At 34.5% G+C, this 19,209-nt stretch carries 12 protein-coding genes; all 12 read left to right on the top strand.

The features are described from left to right. Nucleotides 1-151: 151 nt before the first annotated feature. The 12 genes from PQ463_RS09430 to PQ463_RS09375 all read left to right on the top strand — a co-directional run bounded on the left by PQ463_RS09430 (nucleotide 152) and on the right by PQ463_RS09375 (nucleotide 18,968). Entirely contained in the window at nucleotides 152-1,591 is a 1,440-nt protein-coding gene (locus PQ463_RS09430; protein WP_274257514.1) for a glycoside hydrolase family 28 protein, read from the top strand. 31 nt (nucleotides 1,592-1,622) lie between these two features. Next, on the top strand, nucleotides 1,623-4,724 hold the full coding sequence (locus tag PQ463_RS09425; RefSeq protein WP_274257513.1) for a SusC/RagA family TonB-linked outer membrane protein: 3,102 nt from the start codon (nucleotides 1,623-1,625) through the stop codon (nucleotides 4,722-4,724). A gap of 12 nt (nucleotides 4,725-4,736) precedes the next feature. Beyond that, nucleotides 4,737-6,410, top strand: a complete 1,674-nt coding sequence (locus tag PQ463_RS09420; protein ID WP_274257512.1) for a RagB/SusD family nutrient uptake outer membrane protein — start codon at nucleotides 4,737-4,739, stop codon at nucleotides 6,408-6,410. 99 nt (nucleotides 6,411-6,509) lie between these two features. Further along, complete coding sequence (locus tag PQ463_RS09415; protein WP_274257511.1) at nucleotides 6,510-7,448, top strand: alpha/beta hydrolase; 939 nt, start codon at nucleotides 6,510-6,512, stop codon at nucleotides 7,446-7,448. Nucleotides 7,449-7,460: 12 nt separating this feature from the next. Further along, a complete protein-coding gene (locus tag PQ463_RS09410; RefSeq protein ID WP_274257510.1) occupies nucleotides 7,461-8,426 on the top strand; it encodes a DUF4861 family protein in 966 nt (321 codons plus the stop codon). A gap of 302 nt (nucleotides 8,427-8,728) precedes the next feature. Then, a complete protein-coding gene (locus PQ463_RS09405; RefSeq protein ID WP_274257509.1) occupies nucleotides 8,729-9,928 on the top strand; it encodes a glycoside hydrolase family 88/105 protein in 1,200 nt (399 codons plus the stop codon). A gap of 10 nt (nucleotides 9,929-9,938) precedes the next feature. Next, nucleotides 9,939-11,144 carry a glycoside hydrolase family 88/105 protein gene (locus PQ463_RS09400; protein ID WP_443135192.1) on the top strand — a complete coding sequence of 402 codons (1,206 nt, stop codon included), beginning with the start codon at nucleotides 9,939-9,941 and terminating at the stop codon, nucleotides 11,142-11,144. 22 nt (nucleotides 11,145-11,166) lie between these two features. Next, nucleotides 11,167-12,390, top strand: coding sequence for a glycoside hydrolase family 88/105 protein (locus PQ463_RS09395; RefSeq protein ID WP_274257508.1), 1,224 nt, complete (start codon nucleotides 11,167-11,169; stop codon nucleotides 12,388-12,390). Nucleotides 12,391-12,549: 159 nt separating this feature from the next. Next, entirely contained in the window at nucleotides 12,550-14,139 is a 1,590-nt protein-coding gene (locus PQ463_RS09390; protein ID WP_274257507.1) for a glycoside hydrolase family 43 protein, read from the top strand. Nucleotides 14,140-14,379: 240 nt separating this feature from the next. Then, nucleotides 14,380-16,377: a pectate lyase gene (gene pelA, locus PQ463_RS09385; protein ID WP_274257506.1), complete on the top strand. Its 1,998-nt coding sequence runs from the start codon at nucleotides 14,380-14,382 to the stop codon at nucleotides 16,375-16,377. Nucleotides 16,378-16,650: 273 nt separating this feature from the next. After that, nucleotides 16,651-18,006, top strand: coding sequence for a glycoside hydrolase family 28 protein (locus tag PQ463_RS09380; protein ID WP_274257505.1), 1,356 nt, complete (start codon nucleotides 16,651-16,653; stop codon nucleotides 18,004-18,006). A 218-nt stretch (nucleotides 18,007-18,224) separates the two neighbouring features. Next, the gene (locus tag PQ463_RS09375; RefSeq protein ID WP_274257504.1) at nucleotides 18,225-18,968 is read left to right on the top strand and encodes a rhamnogalacturonan acetylesterase; all 744 of its coding nucleotides are present in this window, start codon (nucleotides 18,225-18,227) and stop codon (nucleotides 18,966-18,968) included. The last annotated feature ends 241 nt before the right edge of the window (nucleotides 18,969-19,209 follow it).

Genomic DNA, 19,209 nt, shown 5'->3' with positions numbered 1-19,209 from the left:
GCATTAAATGTAATTAAAATTTGTAATAAAAATTAAATATATAATTTTTTTCTAAATTAATTTGGTGTCTCAGAACTATTTTTCTACTTTCGTGTAATCGATTACATAAAACATGATGTTTTTGGTCATAAAACAAGAAAAATCTGTGCAAATGATTACAAATAAGATAGTCACAATAAAAAAGATTCTTTTTTTAGCCTTTTTAGGGCTTTTAATGCTATCATGCGCAAGACATTCTTCTTCGGTTTCTTCAGAGAATCCATGGAAAACAATGGATTTGGTTATAAAAAGTATTCCACAGGTGCATTTTTCAGATAAAGTATATAATATCAACGATTTTGGTGCTGTTGCTGATGGAAAAACGTTAAACACTTTAGCATTTCAGAAAGCTATAAAAGAATGTGCAGCAAATGGCGGTGGGAAAGTTTTAGTTCCAAATGGAAAATATTTAACAGGAGCCATTCATTTAGAAAGTAATGTCAATCTGCATTTAGAGGATCATGCTGAGATTCTCTTCAGTTTAAATCCGAAAGATTATCCGATTGTTCATACTTCTTGGGAAGGAACCGAAGTGATGAATTATTCTCCGCTTATTTATGCAAAAAACAAAACTAATATTGCGGTTACAGGAAAAGGCACTTTAAATGGTCAAGGCGACAGCACAAACTGGTGGATTTGGTCTGGAGGAAAAAACTACGGCTGGAAGAAAGGCATTCCGTCTCAAAATGACCCGACAAATCGTGAAGTTTTAGTTGATATGGCCGAAAAAGGAATTCCAGTTTCTGAAAGAGTTTTTGGAGAAGGACGTTATTTAAGACCAAATTTTATTGAGTTTTTTGAATGTAATACTGCTTTAGTAAAAGACATTAAAATTATCAATTCGCCATTTTGGATTTTACATCCGATAAAAACAAACAACATGATTATTGACGGTGTAACGGTTAATAGCCATGGTCCGAACAATGATGGCTGCGATCCTGAATATTCACAAAATATCGTAATTAGAAACTGTACTTTCAATACGGGAGATGATTGTATTGCAATTAAAGCAGGTCGTGATGGAGACGGAAGAAGAGTAGCAATACCAAGTAAAAACATTATTGTGCAAAATTGCAAAATGATTGACGGCCACGGAGGAGTTGTAATTGGAAGCGAAATTTCGGCTGGAGTAAATAATGTATTTGTTGAAAATTGTGTAATGGATAGTCCAAATTTGGATCGCGCCATTCGCATCAAAACCAATTCAAAAAGAGGCGGAATCATTGAGAATATCTACGTCAGAAATCTGGAAGTTGGAACCGTAAAAGAATGTGTTCTAAAATTGAATATGTTTTACAATGTCTACGGATCTCAGACAGGAAACTTTATACCAACAATCAGAAATGTAAGTTTAGAGAATGTAACGGTAAAAAACGGTGGCAAATACAGCGTTTGGGCAGAAGGTTACAAAGAATCGCCTGTCGAGAATATTACGCTGAAAAATGTAAAAATTCAAAAAGTAGACTCGCTCTATTTATTAAAAAACGTCAAAAACATAAATTTTATAAATACCTATATCAATGAGAAAAAAGTAGAATCTATTAACAACTAAAACACTATCAATTAACCAAACATTAAACCACATGAGTATTAAACAATTATCTGAGAAAAAAGATAAGTACTTTGTATTTTTCTTTTTCCTGAATTTTTTACTGTGCAGCTCTATATATGCGCAGTCAACCACAATTGAAGGGAAGATTACCGACGCTACTGGTATGTCACTGCCAGGGGTAAACATTAATGAAAAGGGAACTAAAAATGGAACTTCGACAGATTTTGAAGGAAGTTTCAAAATTAATGTATCAAACAGTAAAGCAACTTTAATAATTAGCTATTTAGGATTTCAGACACAAGAAGTAAGTGTTGCTGGAAAATCTAAAATCAACGTGACTCTTGCAGAACAATCCAATTCATTAAACGAAGTTGTTGTTGTGGGATACGGTTCTGTAAAAAAGACTGATCTTACTGGATCTGTTAGTACAATCAGCGCAGCAACTATCACAGAAAGAAATACTACAAGTCCACTTGAGGCGATTCAAGGAAGTACTCCAGGGGTTCAGATTTCATCAGCTTCAGGACGTGCGGGAGATGGGTACAAAGTAGTAATCAGAGGAAATAACTCATTAGTTGGATCATCACCTTTATATATCGTAGATGGTGTTCCAGTTGATAATATTGACTTTTTGAACCCACAGGATATTTCTAGAATGGACGTTTTAAAAGATGCTTCTTCGGCTGCAATTTATGGTTCTAGAGGAGCAAGCGGTGTTATTATCGTAACGACAAAAAGCGGTGCCAATGTAAAATCTGGAATCAACGTGACTTTTGATACTTCTTACGGTAATAAAACTGCCGTTAGAATGCCAAAAATGATGAATGGAGAAGAATGGTGGAAATTTCATCAGGTTGCTTATATGAGCGCAACTCCGTTGACACAAACACCAGCACAATTAGCAGCTTTAGCAGGAAATCAGAGTCCATTATTAGTTTCTCGCGCTAACAGTGGTTATAATTTTGACTGGACAGACGCTGTTCTTAAACCGGGTATGACTCAAAACAATTATTTAAATGTTACAGGACGTTCAGATTCTGGTTTGAGCTACAACTTAGGATTCGGTGTTCAGAGTGACGAGGGACTCATCGAAAATGATTCAACTGATAAGTATTCTTTTAAACTAGGATTAAATCATAAAATCAACGATAAATTTACTACAGGAGCCAATATTACGGTTGCACGTCTTGACACACAATTGGGAAGTGATTTAGCAATGCAGGACGCTTTTAGATTAAGTCCGTTAATGTCACCTTGGGCTGTTGATGCACAAGGAAATGAAAAAGTAGGAACTTTATTTTTCCTTCCAGGAAAATTAACTTACCCTGATGGTTCATGGGCTATCAATAAGACTTCAACAGTTAACCCATTAATGGAAATTGCTAATTCTTCTCAAACAGAAAAAACATGGCAAACTGTCGGAAATGTTTTCTTCCAATACCAGCCTTTAAAATGGCTTTCATTTAAAACAACATTTGCTGGAGGTATAGAAAATACAGTTACCAGTGCAGCTTATAAAGCGCAGACCAATGCAGGTGTAACGTTAAATGGTAAAAACTCAGCATCAATTAAAAACTTCAATAACTTTAATTATACTTGGGATAACCAGATCGATTTAAAGCACACATTTAATGAAGTGCATGATTTTAGCGTTTTATTATTGCAGAGTTTGTATTCAAATGTAGATGAAACATCTTATTTATATTCTAACAATCAGCCTTTTGATGTTGGGTCGAATAATATGGGGTCAGGTGTTCAAACGAGTTACAACATAAGTTCAGGCTATCAAAAGAATACTTTAAGCTCTTATGCGGTTCGTTTAAATTATACTTTTAAAGACAAATATTTATTGACAGCTTCTACAAGATGGGATGGTTCTTCTGTTTTATCTGAAGGTAATAAATGGCAGAGTTTCCCTTCTGTAGCTTTAGGATGGAAAATTAGTAAAGAATCTTTCTTAGCAAATAGCTCAGTTGTTTCAGATTTAAAACTTCGTGCGAGTTTAGGATATACAGGAAACGATAATGTTGCGCCTTATACGTCTCAGGCTTTATTAAACCAGCAGACTTTTTATGCAAACGGAGCTAATGTGGTTGCGGGATGGCAGTCTGAAAATTTAGCGAATCAAAATTTAACTTGGGAAAAAACACGTGAGTTAAACTTTGGTCTTGACTACGGATTCTTGAATAATAGAATTACAGGTTCTGTAGACGTTTACGACAGACTATCAGATAAATTAATTTACAAACAGCAATTACCAGCAGAAACTGGCTGGAAAAATACGTATGCTAACGTTGGTTCAGTTAGCAACAAAGGGGTTGAAGTATTGTTGACTACTAAAAATATTAAAAGTAAAAATGTAAACTGGGAAACTACTTTTACATTCACTAAAAACGTAAACAAATTAGAGTCAATTTACAATCAGGATCAAGTAAGTGATATTGGTAACAAATTAATCTTAGGATCAGAATTAAATCCAAACTACAACTACGTTTATGATGGAGTTTGGCAAGAAAGCGAAGCGGCACAAGCGGCATCTTATGGAATGGCTCCTGGACAAGCAAGACCAAAAGATTTGAATGGAGATGGTAAATTCAACCAAGATGATAGAACTGTAATTGGTAATGCAAATCCAGAATGGCAAGGAAGTTTATATTCTAAATTAACTGTTGGTAATTTCGATTTCAACTTCTCAGTTTTGACAAGTCAAGGACAAACAGTTTTAAGTACTTTCCACCAAAACTTTGCTGACGTGAGCGATAGAGGACGTCAGAAATTGGCAATGGATTATTTTATTCCAACAAACGGAACAGGAATTGCAGCTAATGCAAATAATGAAAACCCAAGACCAGGACCTGTAGCAACAGGAGCTGGAGCATACTGGACTTCTTTATTTGGATACTATAGAGACGTTTCTTACGTGAAAATTAAAAATATATCTTTAGGATACACATTAGATTCTGAATTATTGAAAAGACTTAAAATCAGTAATTTGAGGATTTATATAAATGTTTTAGACCCATTTGTATTTACAGACTTTGATGGATATGATCCTGAATGGGCTGGTGCTGCTTTTGGAGTAAACCGTCCAGCATCAGTGACTACACAATTGGGATTAAGTGTTAAATTTTAATAAAGATATCAAATGAAAAAATTCATCATATTATTAGGAATCATAGTAGGAACCTTAAGTTCTTGCAGCAATTATATTGAAGAGGAAAGCTTGTCGAATGTTCCTGCTGACGGGACTTATAAAACAGCATCTGGTTTTCAATTGCTAGTTAATACCAATTATGCTTGGTTAAAAGGAATTTATGGCGGAAATCCATGGCTTTTTGAAGCAGGTACGGATATGTATGCAGAAGGAAGAACTCCAGAACCAGCTGGTTTAAGTCAGTACGCGCTTTTAATTCCATCTTCAGATAATGTTGCCGATTTGTATAATTCATGTTATCAGCTAATTCAGTCTGTAAACAAAACGGTGTATTATTCTACAGTAACAGAACAGACTTCAAATCTTAACACATTAGTAGGCGAGGCTAGATTTCTTAGAGCAAATGCTTATTTCTTATTGGTTCAGACTTATGGAGGCGTGCCAATTGTGAGCGAGAATATTACAAGTCCAGTTTTGTCTTTTACGAGAAACAGCGCTGAAGAAGTATATACGCAAATTATAGCAGATTTAGATTTTGCTTTGGCTAATGTTGGAACGGCTGCTTACAACACATCTGGAAAAGTAAATAAAAGAGCAGTAAACGATTTATTGGCAAAAGTATACTTAACAAGAGGATACGAAACTTTTGGTAAAGCAGACGATTTTTCAAAAGCTGCCACTTATGCAGATGCTGCAATTGCTGGACAAACTTTAGCATTAGCTTATGATCAATTGTTTAAGCCAGGAAACGATTTAAATGCAGAAACGATTTTTTCTGTACAATATGATAAGGCTTCAACAAGTACAAGTCCTACAACATTAGGAAATAACCAGTTCTATTATTTCAGTTCTTATTTAGGAGGAGCAGAAACAGGAGCGCCATTAAGAAGTTATAATTTATGTCCGACAGATTATGCTTTAGGTTTATACGAAAAAGGTGATGCAAGATGGAATGCGACTTTTATGACTGAAATTGTAGAAGGACCAGAAACAACAAACGGAGTTACAAAGACTATTTTATATTATCCGTATTACAGAAGCTCAAATCCAGCTTCGTTAAAAGTGAGACATTTTTACGAACCAAAATGGTTTACAGCGGCAGATAAAACTACTTGGATGACAGCTAACGCTTCTAGATTATCAGCAACATTTGTATATCATCCTTGGGGAGAATATTCTGCTGCACATACATTAATTAAAAACTTAGACTGTTATACTATTCCAGTTAAGAAATTTGACGATCCAGACCCAACGACGCCATCAAGCACAGGGCCTGTAAGCACAAGAGATATCATTGTTTCAAGACTTGGAGAAACGTATTTGATTGCGGCAGAAGCGTATTTAAAAGCAGGAAATGCAGGAACAGGTTTAGCTCGTTTAAATGAAGTGAGAAGAAGAGCAGGTGTAGCCAATGCGACTTTAGCTCAATTTAATATCGATTATATTCTTGACGAAAGAGGAAGAGAACTATTGGGCGAATACAAACGTTGGTTCGATTTAAAACGTACAGGAACATTGGTAGCGAGAGCTTCAGCTTATAATTATAAAATTAAAGAAGCAAATTTTGTTGGTGTTGATGGTAAGCTTAAAATTTTAAGACCAATACCGCAATCTGCTTTGGATTTAAATCAAAATAAAGATTTTCCTCAAAATCCTGGTTATTAGTAATTGGTAGTTTTTTGAGAACTATGTTTTTTGAAGTAGTTAAAAAGGAGTTTGACTATAGGTTGAACTCCTTTCTTAACTAAAAAGTAAAGAGTAGAAATGCGAAATTTTAAATTAATCTTAGTGTTGTTTTTTAATGTAATTGTAATGCAAAGCCAGCAGTACAAGGTCGACACATCGTATACCATTAAAAGCACTTATGCTAAATTAATTAAGAAATATCCGTTTATCACAATTCCAGAAATAAAAGCAAATTCAGATGTTAAAGAAATATTTGATTTAGTTTATAATAAAGAACAAGATCGTGTTTTGCATTTTGATGCTTTTATCAATACTAAAAAGAGAAAGAATCCTGCCGTAATTATGATTCATGGCGGAGGATGGAGATCGGGAAATAAAAACCAAATGCAGTTTATAGGAAAAGAAATAGCTGCAAAAGGCTATTCTTGTTTTGCTATCGAATACAGATTGTCATTGGAAGCAAAATATCCAACGGGAGTTATTGATGTAAAGAATGCTATAAAATTTATAAAAGACAATGCGGAAAAATTTAATGTAGATCCAAACAAAATTGCGGTTTTAGGATGTTCTTCGGGAGGGCAAATGGCAGCTTTGATTGGTACAACAAGTAATGATCCGTTTTTTGAAGATAAAAATTTTAAAAGCCGTTCTTCGTCAAAAGTTCACGCCATAATAGATGTAGACGGTGTTTTAGCATTCAAGCATCCAGAATCTTCAGAAGGAGATATGGCGGCATTTTGGTTAGGAGGAAAATCAGATGAGATTCCTGAAAACTGGAAAAACGCTTCGGCATTGAGTCATACAGACAAAAATACACCACCTGTCCTGTACATCTGCAGCAGCATTCCGAGATTTCATGCAGGAAGAGACGATATGATTCAGATTTTGAATCAATATAAAATCTATAATGAAGTGCAGACCATTCCAGATTCGCCACATTCATTTTGGTTTTACGAACCTTGGTTTACACAGACAATCTCGTACAGCGTACGATTTTTAGATACAATTTTTAAATAATTTAGAATACAAATGAAAGCAAAAATCACCACAGCAGTTTTATTTTTCGCAGGTCTAACAGCCATAAATGCGCAGAAGTATGATATCAAAACCAATAAAACGTATGCCGAAATATCTGCTAAAACAGACGGAAAATGGGAAGGAAGAAAGTATAAAGGCGGTACTGTTTTTAAAAATGTGGACAGATTGAAGCTAGCTCCAGAGCATACCGATCATTCTTTTGACATTCGTTACGAAGGCCCAGGTTGGGAAAGTAATAGAATTGGATATCGTTTGTATTTAGATTGGAGAAATGCAATTGATATCTTCGGAAAAAAGACATTTGAAAATATTTTGCCAAAAGTAGGACAGGACGGTTTCGATTCGTACCATGAAATGAGCGATTGGGGAGCCGATATTTTAAAAGCAGGAAAAGGAATCGGAATTGGTTCTATCGATCGTTATTTAAACAATGAAAAATTACACTTCCGTGAAGTAGATTCAACTATTGCAACAGTAGCTAATAAATCGAACGAATCTACAGTAAAAGTGAATTATTATGGATGGAAAACGGCTTCAGATAAAATTGATTTTACTTCAGAATTGACCATTAAACCAGATCAATTATATACGCAACATACTATTAAAGCTTCACAAGCAATCAAAGGAATCTGTACTGGAATTGTAAAACAGAAAACAGCTGAATTGCTTAAAAAAGAAAGCAAAAACAAAAAATGGGCGTATCTGGCAACTTATGGAGAGCAATCTTTGGTTCCAGATAAGTTAGGAATGGCAATTTTTTATGAAATTAGTACTATCGAAAATATTGCAGATACTGATTTAGATTATCTTTTAGTTTTTAAACCAACTACAAAAGCGGTGACTTTTTACCTTTTAGGAGCTTGGGAACAAGAAGTAAACGGAATCAAAACAAAAGAACAATTTGCGCAATATTTAGATAAGCAATTGGAAGTGCTGAATAAAAAAGGGAAAATGTAAATTGTTATTTGCCACTCCCGATAGCTATCGGGATACAGGATTAAAAAGATTTAAAAAAATCTGCCAAATCTGCGTGAGAATAATTTTAACACATAGAAACATAGAATTTACTATACTTTAAAAGAATATAAAAAGAAGCTTGCTTCTTACACATAGCGCACTATGTTTGTTACTGCAAGTGAAACGCCTATTATTAAGTTTTCTAAACTATGTATCTATGTGTTAAAAAAACAGCCATAGAATAATCCAAATAATCCATTATCCCGATAGCTATCGGGAGTGGCAAAAAAAAAAACATAAGTATGAAGTATAAAAAAACAGTCCTATTGTTATTTCTGTTTTTTAGTGTTTTTGCAATTGCACAAAATCAAGCTGAAGTATCAGATAATGTCATTCCGTACAATTTAAAATGGTCAGAACGAACAGCACTCTCTATTTTAAGCAAGTATCCGAATGCATGGCAGCTCGATGGAAACGACAAACCAAAATGGGATTATAAAATGGGTTTTGTATTGTCTGGTTTTGAAAAATTATATCAAAAGACAAACGATAAAAAATACCTGAATTATATCCAAGAGTATGTTGATGGAATGATTGACAGTACAGGAAACATTAAAAAATATGATATTAAAGAATACAATATCGATTGTTTGAATCCGGGGAAACTGCTGTTTAATTTATATGATGTTACAAAAGATTCCCGCTATCTGCAGATTATCGGGAAATTGAGAAATCAGTTAGAAAGCCAGCCAAGAACACCAAGCGGAGGATTCTGGCACAAACAGATTTATCCAAACCAAATGTGGATTGATGGTTTGTACATGGCAGAACCTTTTTATGCACAGTTTACGGTGAAGTACGAAAAAGGAAAAAGCTTAGATGATATTGCAAAACAATTTGAATTGGTTCAAAATCATATTGTAGACAAAAAAACAGGTTTGGTTTACCAAGCTTGGGACGAAAGTAAAGAAATCGCATGGGCAGATAAACAAACAGGAACATCGCCAACGATCTGGGGAAGAGGAATTGGCTGGTACATGGTGGCATTGGTGGAAACGTTAGATTATTTTCCAAAATCGCATCCAAAATATAAAGTTTTGGTAGAGTACTTGAATCAGATTTCAAAAAGTGTAAATCAGTACAAAAGTGATTCAGGATTATGGTATCAAGTTGCTGATAAACCAGAATTGTACGGAAATTATGTAGAACCATCTGCTTCTGGAATGATTATTTATGCTTTTGCAAAAGGAGCCAATAAAGGTTATTTAGCGTCAAGCTACAAAACAGCAGCAAAAAAATCATTTGACAGTTTTGTAAAAGAATTTGTAAAAGTGGACAAAAAAGGAGAAGTTAATGTTTTGAATGTTTCATCGAATGTAGGTTTGGGCGGAAAACCATTCCGTGATGGAACAAACAATTATTATTTGTCTTCCAAAACAAAAGAAAATGGTGCAATAGGATTGGGCGCTTTTTTACTAAGTGCAATCGAACTAGATAAATAAATGTTTTTTAATGAATAAAAAGAGAAAATATTTTGGATTACCACTCATGGTTATTGGCCTTCTGTTTTCATTTATGAATGCAATAGCTCAAGAAACGACAATTGTTATTTCTAAAGACTTGAAGTGGTCTGAAAGAATGGCTCTTTCTATTATGAAGCGTGACCCAAAAGCCTGGCAAATTGATAATAACGAAAAACCAAAATGGGATTATAAGCTAGGTCTTATAATGACCGCTTTTGAGAATCTGAACAATAAAACACAGAATCCGATTTATTTCAATTACGTTAAAGAGTATTACGAAACAGTAATAAACAATTCTGGCGATATTCTAAATTATAAACTAGAAGATTACAATATTGATTATATAAATGCTGGCAAAGGACTTTTTGAAGTTTATAAACAAACCAAAGATGATCGTTATCTTAAAGCGTTGCAGCTTTTAAGAAAACAATTGGAAACGCATCCGAGAACAAATTCGGGAGGATTTTGGCATAAAAAGATTTACCCAAATCAGATGTGGCTAGATGGATTGTATATGGGAACTCCATTTTATGCACAATATACAGCCGAGTTTGAACAAGGAAAAAGCTTCGATGATATTGTAAAACAGTTTGAGCAGATTCACCTGCATACTTTAGATCAAAAAACGGGTCTTCTTTTTCATGCTTGGGATGAAAGTAAAAAAATGGATTGGGCGAATAAAGAAACTGGAACCTCACCCAATTTTTGGTCTCGATCTATAGGCTGGTACATGATGGCTTTGGTTGATGTTTTAGATTTTATGCCAAAAGAAAATCCGAAAAGAAAAGAACTTATCCAGTATTTGAATGAGGTTTCGAAAGCCGTTGCAAAATATCAAGATGAATCAGGATTATGGTATCAAGTTACAGATGCTGGAAATAGAAAAGGAAATTACCTTGAAGCATCAGGTTCTGAAATGTTTGTGTATGCATTTGCAAAAGGAGTAAAAAAAGGGTATTTGCCAAAAAGCTATAAAAAGTTAGCAGAAAAAGGATTTGACGGAATTACAGAAAAACTTGTTACAGTAGATCCAGATGGAGAAATACATATTACTCAAGTTTGTGCTAGTGCAGGGTTAGGAGGAAATCCTTATCGTGATGGTTCTTATGAATATTATATAAGCGAAAAAATTAAAGTGGATAATTCGCATGGATTAGGCCCTTTTATTTTAGCTGCAATTGAATTAGAAAAATAGTAGAATTTAAATATATTTTGAAATGAAAAATAGTAGAAAGCAAAGTTATTTTATGTCGATTTTGATGGCTTGTTTTATGACCATTACAAGTTGTAAAGTAACCTCACAGGAACCTGCAAAAGATATCGTGATTGGTAAAAATGCGAAATGGTCTGATAAAATGGCCTTGACCTTGATGAAACGCCATCCAGAATCGTATATGATTGACGATGCTAAAAAGCCAAAGTGGGATTATGTTCATGCTTTAGTGCTGCATTCAATAGAAGAATTGTACAAAAAGAATCCTGATGCTAGATACAAAAATTACGTAAGAAGTTATGTAGATCAGTTTGTGCAAACAGACGGAAGCATTACAACGTATGAGTTTGATAAATACAATATTGATTTAGTATTGCCAGGACGTTTGCTTTTTGATGTTTATGAAACTTCAAAAGATGAAAAATATTTAAAAGCTTTACAATTAATTCGCAAACAGTTGGCAGAACAGCCAAGAACTCAAAGCGGCGGATTCTGGCACAAACAAATTTATCCAAACCAAATGTGGCTAGATGGTTTGTACATGGGAGAACCATTTTATGCAGAATACACAGCAAAATTTGAAAACGGAAAAAGTTTTGATGATATCGCAAAACAATTTGAAGTGATTCAGCTTAAAGCTACAGATCCAAAAACGGGATTATTGTATCACGGTTGGGACGAAAGCAAACAAATGCCTTGGGCAAATAAAGAAACAGGAAACTCTCCAAACTTCTGGTCTAGATCTTTGGGCTGGTATGTAATGGCTTTGGTTGATGTTTTAGATTATATGCCAAAAAACCATCCAAAAAGAAAAGAGTTAATTAAGTATTTAAACAACGCTTCTGAGGCAATACTTAAATTTCAGGATAGCAAATCTGGTTTATGGTATCAGGTTACAGACAAAGGCGGTGAAAAAGGGAACTATTTAGAAGCTTCTGGTTCAGCTATGTTTGCTTACGCGTATGCAAAAGGAGCAAACAAAGGCTATCTGCCAGCTAAATTTAAAAAAGCAGCTAACAAAGCTTTTGACGGATTAACTACAGTTTTAATCAAAAAAGTGGATGAAGATGGCGGAATCACTTTAACAAACTGCTGTCAAGTGGCAGGTTTAGGTGGAAACCCATATCGTGACGGATCTTACGAATATTACGTAAACGAAAGAAAAAAAGACAACGATCCTAAAGCAACAGGGCCATTTATTTTGGCTGCGATTGAATTGAATAGATAAATACAATTGATAATTATTAATTGTTAATTATCAATTGTAATGTTTGTCTTGCTGAGCGGAGTCAAAGCATCGCAAAGAAACTCACTCAAAGAAAATATAAGTTACAAACCCGACAGGTTTTCAAAATCTGTCGGGTTTAAATAAAAAGTATAGTTAAAAATGAAAAACATAAAAATCATCCTATTCCTCTTCTGGATTATTCCTTTTCAAAAGAATATAGCTCAAGTCTGGACGCCAGATAATGGAGATGGAACTTACACTAATCCTGTTATTCATGCCGATTATTCGGATCCGGATGTTGTTCGCGTTGGCGATGATTATTATATGACAGCTTCATCTTTTAACTGTATTCCTGGTTTGCCCATTTTACATTCAAAAGACTTGGTAAACTGGAAAATTATTGGTCATGCTTTGGTAAAACAGCCACCATTTGAAACGTACGACAGCGTACAGCACGGAAACGGAGTTTGGGCGCCAAGCATTACCTTTCATAAAAACGAATTTTATATTTATTACCCAGATCCCGATTTCGGAATCTATATGATAAAAGCCAAAAAAGCAGAAGGGCCTTGGTCTGAACCGCTTTTGGTTAAAGCAGGAAAAGGATTGATCGATCCTAGTCCACTTTGGGATACAGATGGAAAAGCTTATCTGACTCATGCTTTTGCAGGAAGTCGAGCGCAGATTAAAAGTTTGTTAGTGGTTTGTACTATGAATCCAGAAGGAACCGTTATAAACCATGACGAAATAATGGTAATTGACGGACATAAGGGCGAAGAAACTATTGAAGGGCCTAAATTTTACAAACGAAATGGATATTACTACATTTTTGCTCCAGCAGGAGGAGTTCCAACAGGTTGGCAGACGGTTTTAAGATCGAAAAATGTTTTCGGACCTTACGAGAAGAAAAAGGTTCTAGAACAAGGTTCGACCACAATAAACGGTCCGCATCAAGGTGCTTGGGTTACGACGCAGACAGGAGAAGATTGGTTTTTTCATTTTCAGGATAAAGGCGCTTACGGGCGTATAGTTCATCTTCAGCCAATGAAATGGGTAAACGACTGGCCGGTTATGGGAGAAGATTTTGATAGAAACGGAATTGGTGAGCCTGTCACAACTTATAGAAAGCCAAATGTTGGCAAAAAATACCCAATAGAAGTTCCAGCAACTTCAGATGAATTTAACGAACCTAAATTGGGATTGCAATGGCAATGGCAGGCCAACAAACAAACCAATTTTGGGTTTCCGACTAGTTTAGGATATCTGAATCTGTTTTGTAATACCACAACGACAAACATTTTTAATGCGCCAAATTTACTATTACAAAAATTTCCAGCAGAAGAATTTACCGCTACAACAAAACTGACTTTCAATTCGAGACTTAAAGGCGAATCTACAGGTTTGATTGTAATGGGATTAGATTACAGTTTTCTGTGTTTTAAAAATATTGATGGAAAACTATATCTGAATCAGAAAACAGGAACTTTTGATAAAAGTGTTTCAGAAACAGGAACAAAACCAATAGCAATTGAAAACAGTACCATTTATCTAAGAGTTCAAGTTAAAAAAGACGGAATATGTAGTTTCTTTTACAGCTTAGACGATAAAAGTTATCAAACTATAGGAAATGATTTCAAATCAAGAGAAGGAAAATGGATTGGTGCCAAAGTCGGACTTTTTGCTTTAGGCGAAGAAATAAAGAATGATTCGGGAAATGTTGAAGTCGATTGGTTTCGAATCGCGAAGTAAAAAAATATAAAATAAGGAGAAAAAGTAAAATTTTTAATTTTTTTCAAAAAAACAGCTTTCATAATTTGATTCTGTCGAACGAAATTTTAAAAGTGATATCAAAGTATATTTAATAAGAAAAAGATTTCTTAAACATGTGTTTTAATGATTTTTCTTACAATTTGATTAAAAATGAGCCTAATTTTTCATTTTTAGAAGATAGAAATAGTTTCTTAAAATAAAGCATTAAAAAACGATTAAATGATGCGATTAAAAAAAACAGCTCTAATGCTTATTCTATTTTTAAGCATTGGAATTCATGCTCAAACCGCTTACAAAAGATGGCCAGACATTATTCGTAAGAATGATGCCACTTGGTTTGCAACAGAAGATGCAAAGAGAATAGCCGAAAATGTATTGCTCTATCAAAGAGATATTGGAGGTTGGCCAAAGAATATTCAAATGCAGGATGAGCTGACCGAAAAGCAGAAGAAAGATTTAATTGCACTCAAAAAAACAGCGGTAGAAACTACTACAGATAATGGAGCAACCTGTCAGGAAATGCTTTTTATGTCTAGAATGTATGCACAGGTTAAAGACGAGCGTTACCGAGAATCTTTCTTAAAAGGATTGAATTATCTGCTAGAAGCACAATATGCAAATGGCGGTTGGCCACAGTTTTATCCGTTAAAAAAAGGATATTATACGCATATTACTTACAATGACGATTCTATGGTGAATATTATGAATGTAATAAAAGCAATAGCAGACGAATCGGATTATTACAGCATTAAACCATCAAAAGAGGTTGTAGAAAAATGTAAAAAATCTTTTGATAAGGGAATCAACTGTATTTTAAAAACACAATATAAACAAAACGGAGTTTTGACCGCGTGGTGTGCACAGCATGACGAAGTTACGTTGGCTCCTGCAAATGCAAGGGCTTTTGAATTGGCTTCGCTAAGCGGTTACGAATCGGCAAAAATAGTATTGCTTTTAATGTCTATTGATAAGCCTTCAAGAGAAATTGTAACGGCTGTAAAAAGTGCTGTAGCTTGGTTTGAAAAAACAAAAATCACCAATTTAGAAGAAAAAAGAGTTTTAAACGACGCTGGGAAAATTGTAGATAAAAAAATGATTCCAACAGCAAATGCTAAACCAATTTGGGCGAGATTTATGGATTTAGAAACCAATGAGCCTTTCTTTTGCGATCGCGATGGAATCAAGAAAAAATCATTGGACCAAATAGGATCAGAAAGAAGAAACGGTTATTCTTGGTACTCAGATGCTCCACAAGAAGTTTTAAAAAAATTTCCAGATTGGGCAGTTAAAAATGGCACTAAAGTAGGTGCTTCAGAAAAGAAAAATGTAAACTATATTACAGTAGCACAAGACGGTTCTGGAGATTATACCAAAATTCAGGATGCTGTTTATGCAACTCCTGCTTTTCCTTATGAAAAAGTGACAATCTTTGTAAAAAACGGAACGTATAACGAAAAAGTGCGAATCCCAGAATGGAATACTAATGTTGTCTTACAAGGTGAAAGCAAAGAAAACACCATTATTACTTTTGATGATAATTTCTCGAAAATTGCTCTGGGAAGAAACAGCACCTTTTATACCTATACGCTTTTGGTTGAAGGAGATGATTTTTCGGCATCAAACATAACCATTAAAAATACTTCAGGAGAAAACGGACAGGCTATTGCATTGTCAGTTACAGCCAATCGAGCCAAAATAACAAACTGTAATCTTTTAGGAAATCAGGATACTTTGTACTTATCAGGAAAAGAGGCCAAACAGTATTTTAAAGACTGTTATATAGAAGGCACAACCGATTTTATCTTTGGAGGCGCAACAGCTTTGTTTGAGAACTGCACCATTCACAGCATCAAAAGTTCCTATATCACAGCAGCGTCAACGCCAGAAGGAACGCAGTTTGGATTCGTTTTTAAAAACTGTAAACTCACGGCAAATCCAGAGGCAAAAGATGTTTATTTAGGAAGACCATGGCGCATTTATGCCAAAACGGTTTTTATAAACTGCGAAATGGGCAATCAGATTAAACCCGAAGGCTGGGAAAACTGGTCAAAACCCGAAGCAGAAAAAAATGCCTTTTATGCCGAATACAATTGCATAGGAGAAGGCTTTCAGCCATCAAAAAGAGTAAAATGGTCGCATCAGCTTTCCAAGAAAGAGGCAGCGCAGTATTCGATAGAGAACGTTCTTAGTGATAAAGTGTCTAATTGGTATTTTTAGTCTCAGTTTGCAGTCTCAGTTTGCAGTCTCAGTATTCGGTCACAGTTTGCACTGAAAAGTGAGATCGAAAACTAAAGTAAGACGACAAACAAAAACAAACAAAAACAAACAAAAAATAAATCTCCGAAATCTGCTAAATCAGCGAGAGAAAAAATTTCACGCAGATTTAAAAAGATCAAAGCAGATTTAAAAGATTTTTTTAGAATTAAATCTGCGCAAATCTGCTAAAATTAGCAGAATCTGCGTGAAATAAAAAAACACAATATTAGAAAAATGAATCTAAAATATCTGTTCTTAGTACTTGTTTGCAGCACTTGTTTTGCACAAAACGGAGATTTTCCTTTAGCAAAAGTCGATTCTATTGTAAAAAGAATTCAGCTTCCAGAAATTCCTTCTTTTCAAATCAATGTACAGAAATTAGGAGCAAAAGGAGATTCGATTACAGATAACAAAAAAGCTTTTGATAAAGCAATGGCTTTGTGTAAAAAAAATAACGGCGGAACTATTATTGTACCCAAAGGGATTTACAAAGTTAATGGGCCAATTCATTTTGTTAGCAATGTCAATCTCAAGATAGAGAAAGGCGCAAAAATCAAATTCAGTGATAATCCAAAAGATTATTTGCCAATGGTTTTAACGAGCTGGGAGGGCACAATGCTGTACAATTATAGTCCGCTTATTTATGCTAACAATTGCACCAATATTGCCATTTCTGGCGATGGTACTATTGACGGAGAAGGAGGAAAGACATGGAAAACCTTTAAAGCAAAAGAGAATGAAGGTAAAAACCGAAGCCGTGACATGAATCACAACAATACGCCATTAAACGAAAGAAAATTTGGAGAAGGCTTTTTTTTAAGACCACAAATGATTCAGTTTTTAAATTGTAAAAATATTTTGGTCGAGAATATTCGAATCGAAAATTCGCCATTCTGGTGTCTGCATCTTTTAAAATCAGAAAGTATAACCGTTCGCGGCATAAGTTATAAATCGCTAAATCATAACAACGACGGAATAGATCCAGAATATGCAAAGGACGTTTTAATTGAGAATGTCACTTTTGACAACGGTGATGATAATGTTGCCATAAAAGCAGGAAGAGATCATGAAGGAAGAGCCAATACAGCAACACCAAGCCAAAATATTATTATCAGAAATTGTAATTTTAAAGGACTTCACGGAGTAGTAATCGGCAGTGAAATGTCAGCTGGAGTCCAGAATGTTTTTGTAGAAAACTGCAAAACGGTAGGATATTTAAAAAGAGGCATTTATTTAAAAACGAATGCTGATCGTGGAGGTTATATTAAAAATATATTTGTTAGAGATATTGAATTAGACCAAGTAGAAGACTGTTTATACATCACGGCAAATTATCACGGAGAAGGCAAAGGGTATCAGTCGGATATATCAAATGTATATTTCTCGAATATTACCTGCAATAAAGCATCAGAATCTGGAATTGTCATTCAGGGATTTGCGGATAAAAAAATTAAAAATATCTCTTTTAAAAACATAGAAATTAAAGAAGCGAAGAACGCGCTATCAAACGAAAACGCAGAAAACGTCTTGATGACAGATGTATTTATAGGGCAACGAGCAACAGTTCCAACGGCGGTTTCTAAACATTAAATTTTTACCGCAAAGTTTTTTTACCGCAAAGTGCACAAAGAAAGCGCAAAGTTAGCAAAGATTTTTTCCGTAGAGACGCACTGCAGTGCGTCTACACAAAGAGAATCGACAAATCTTTGTGTTCATTGGACAAAAAAGAGAAACAAAAATAAACTTAGTGAACTTTGCGGTAAAAAAAACTTTGCAGTAAAAAACGCAGCAATAAATAACAAAAGAAAATGAAAAAATATATCATTCTAACACTTCTAATTACGACATTTAGTTTCGCACAAAAGACTACCTTATATTGTATAGGCGACTCTACAATGGCCAATAAAAAAGATCCTGAAAAAAATCCAGAACATGGTTGGGCGCAAGTATTGCAGCCATTTTTCAACGAAAACATTACAGTAATCAACAAAGCCGTAAACGGAAGAAGTACTAAAAGCTTCATCGCAGAAAAACGCTGGGATTCAATATATCAAAAACTGAAAAAAGGAGACTATGTATTTATTGAATTCGGTCACAATGACGAAAAAATAGAAGACTCAACACGTTACACCAATCCACATACAGCTTATAGATATAATTTGATTCGTTTTGTAAAAGAAAGCAGAGATAGAGGCGCAATTCCTGTATTGTTGACCTCTATTAGCAGACGCAACTTTAACGAGAAAGGAGTTTTAGTGCCAACACATGGCGATTATCCTTTAGAAACCCGTTTGGTGGCACAGGAATATAATGTTCCTTTTATAGATTTGGAGTATTATACAGAATTACTAGAACAGTCTTATGGTCCTGAAAAGTCAAAACAGCTGCACTTGCATTTTAAAGCTGGTGAAAATGCTTATTATGATAAAGATAAAGCTGATGACACACACCTTTCTTTATTAGGTGCCCAGACAATTGCACAAATAGTAATAAACCAAATTAAGGTTTTAGAGGATAAATCTTTAGGAAACTTAAAAAAAGCAATAAAGTAAAAGGAGGATTCAAAATATAGCGGGATTTAAAAAAAATCTATTTAAGTAAACAAATAGAATACTAAACAAAAGAGAGAAAGCATAAGTTTTCTCTCTTTTGTTTTTATATTAATAAGTTGTTTGTTAGTTATTTATGTATTCTTTTTTCTCCCGGCTAATAATCGCTGTGGTCAATGTCAGGTTTCTTCTCTGTGATTTAACAAATATTTTAATATAACCTTAATCTATAAGTTTTAAAACT

The sequence above is a fragment of the Flavobacterium sp. KACC 22763 genome (genome assembly GCF_028736155.1).
Lineage (GTDB): Bacteria > Bacteroidota > Bacteroidia > Flavobacteriales > Flavobacteriaceae > Flavobacterium.
Note: the sequence above shows the minus strand (reverse complement) of the source record. Positions and strands in the feature narration are given on the sequence as shown.

Excerpts from the sequence above, each read along its gene's own strand:
- PQ463_RS09400 (WP_443135192.1), top strand. The coding sequence starts at position 9,939 with ATGAATAAAAAGAGAAAATATTTTGGATTACCACTCATGGTTATTGGC.
- PQ463_RS09415 (WP_274257511.1), top strand. The coding sequence starts at position 6,510 with ATGCGAAATTTTAAATTAATCTTAGTGTTGTTTTTTAATGTAATTGTA.
- PQ463_RS09405 (WP_274257509.1), top strand. The coding sequence starts at position 8,729 with ATGAAGTATAAAAAAACAGTCCTATTGTTATTTCTGTTTTTTAGTGTT.
- PQ463_RS09390 (WP_274257507.1), top strand. The coding sequence starts at position 12,550 with ATGAAAAACATAAAAATCATCCTATTCCTCTTCTGGATTATTCCTTTT.
- PQ463_RS09420 (WP_274257512.1), top strand. The coding sequence starts at position 4,737 with ATGAAAAAATTCATCATATTATTAGGAATCATAGTAGGAACCTTAAGT.
- PQ463_RS09430 (WP_274257514.1), top strand. The coding sequence starts at position 152 with ATGATTACAAATAAGATAGTCACAATAAAAAAGATTCTTTTTTTAGCC.
- PQ463_RS09375 (WP_274257504.1), top strand. The coding sequence starts at position 18,225 with ATGAAAAAATATATCATTCTAACACTTCTAATTACGACATTTAGTTTC.
- pelA (WP_274257506.1), top strand. The coding sequence starts at position 14,380 with ATGATGCGATTAAAAAAAACAGCTCTAATGCTTATTCTATTTTTAAGC.
- PQ463_RS09380 (WP_274257505.1), top strand. The coding sequence starts at position 16,651 with ATGAATCTAAAATATCTGTTCTTAGTACTTGTTTGCAGCACTTGTTTT.
- PQ463_RS09425 (WP_274257513.1), top strand. The coding sequence starts at position 1,623 with ATGAGTATTAAACAATTATCTGAGAAAAAAGATAAGTACTTTGTATTT.
- PQ463_RS09410 (WP_274257510.1), top strand. The coding sequence starts at position 7,461 with ATGAAAGCAAAAATCACCACAGCAGTTTTATTTTTCGCAGGTCTAACA.
- PQ463_RS09395 (WP_274257508.1), top strand. The coding sequence starts at position 11,167 with ATGAAAAATAGTAGAAAGCAAAGTTATTTTATGTCGATTTTGATGGCT.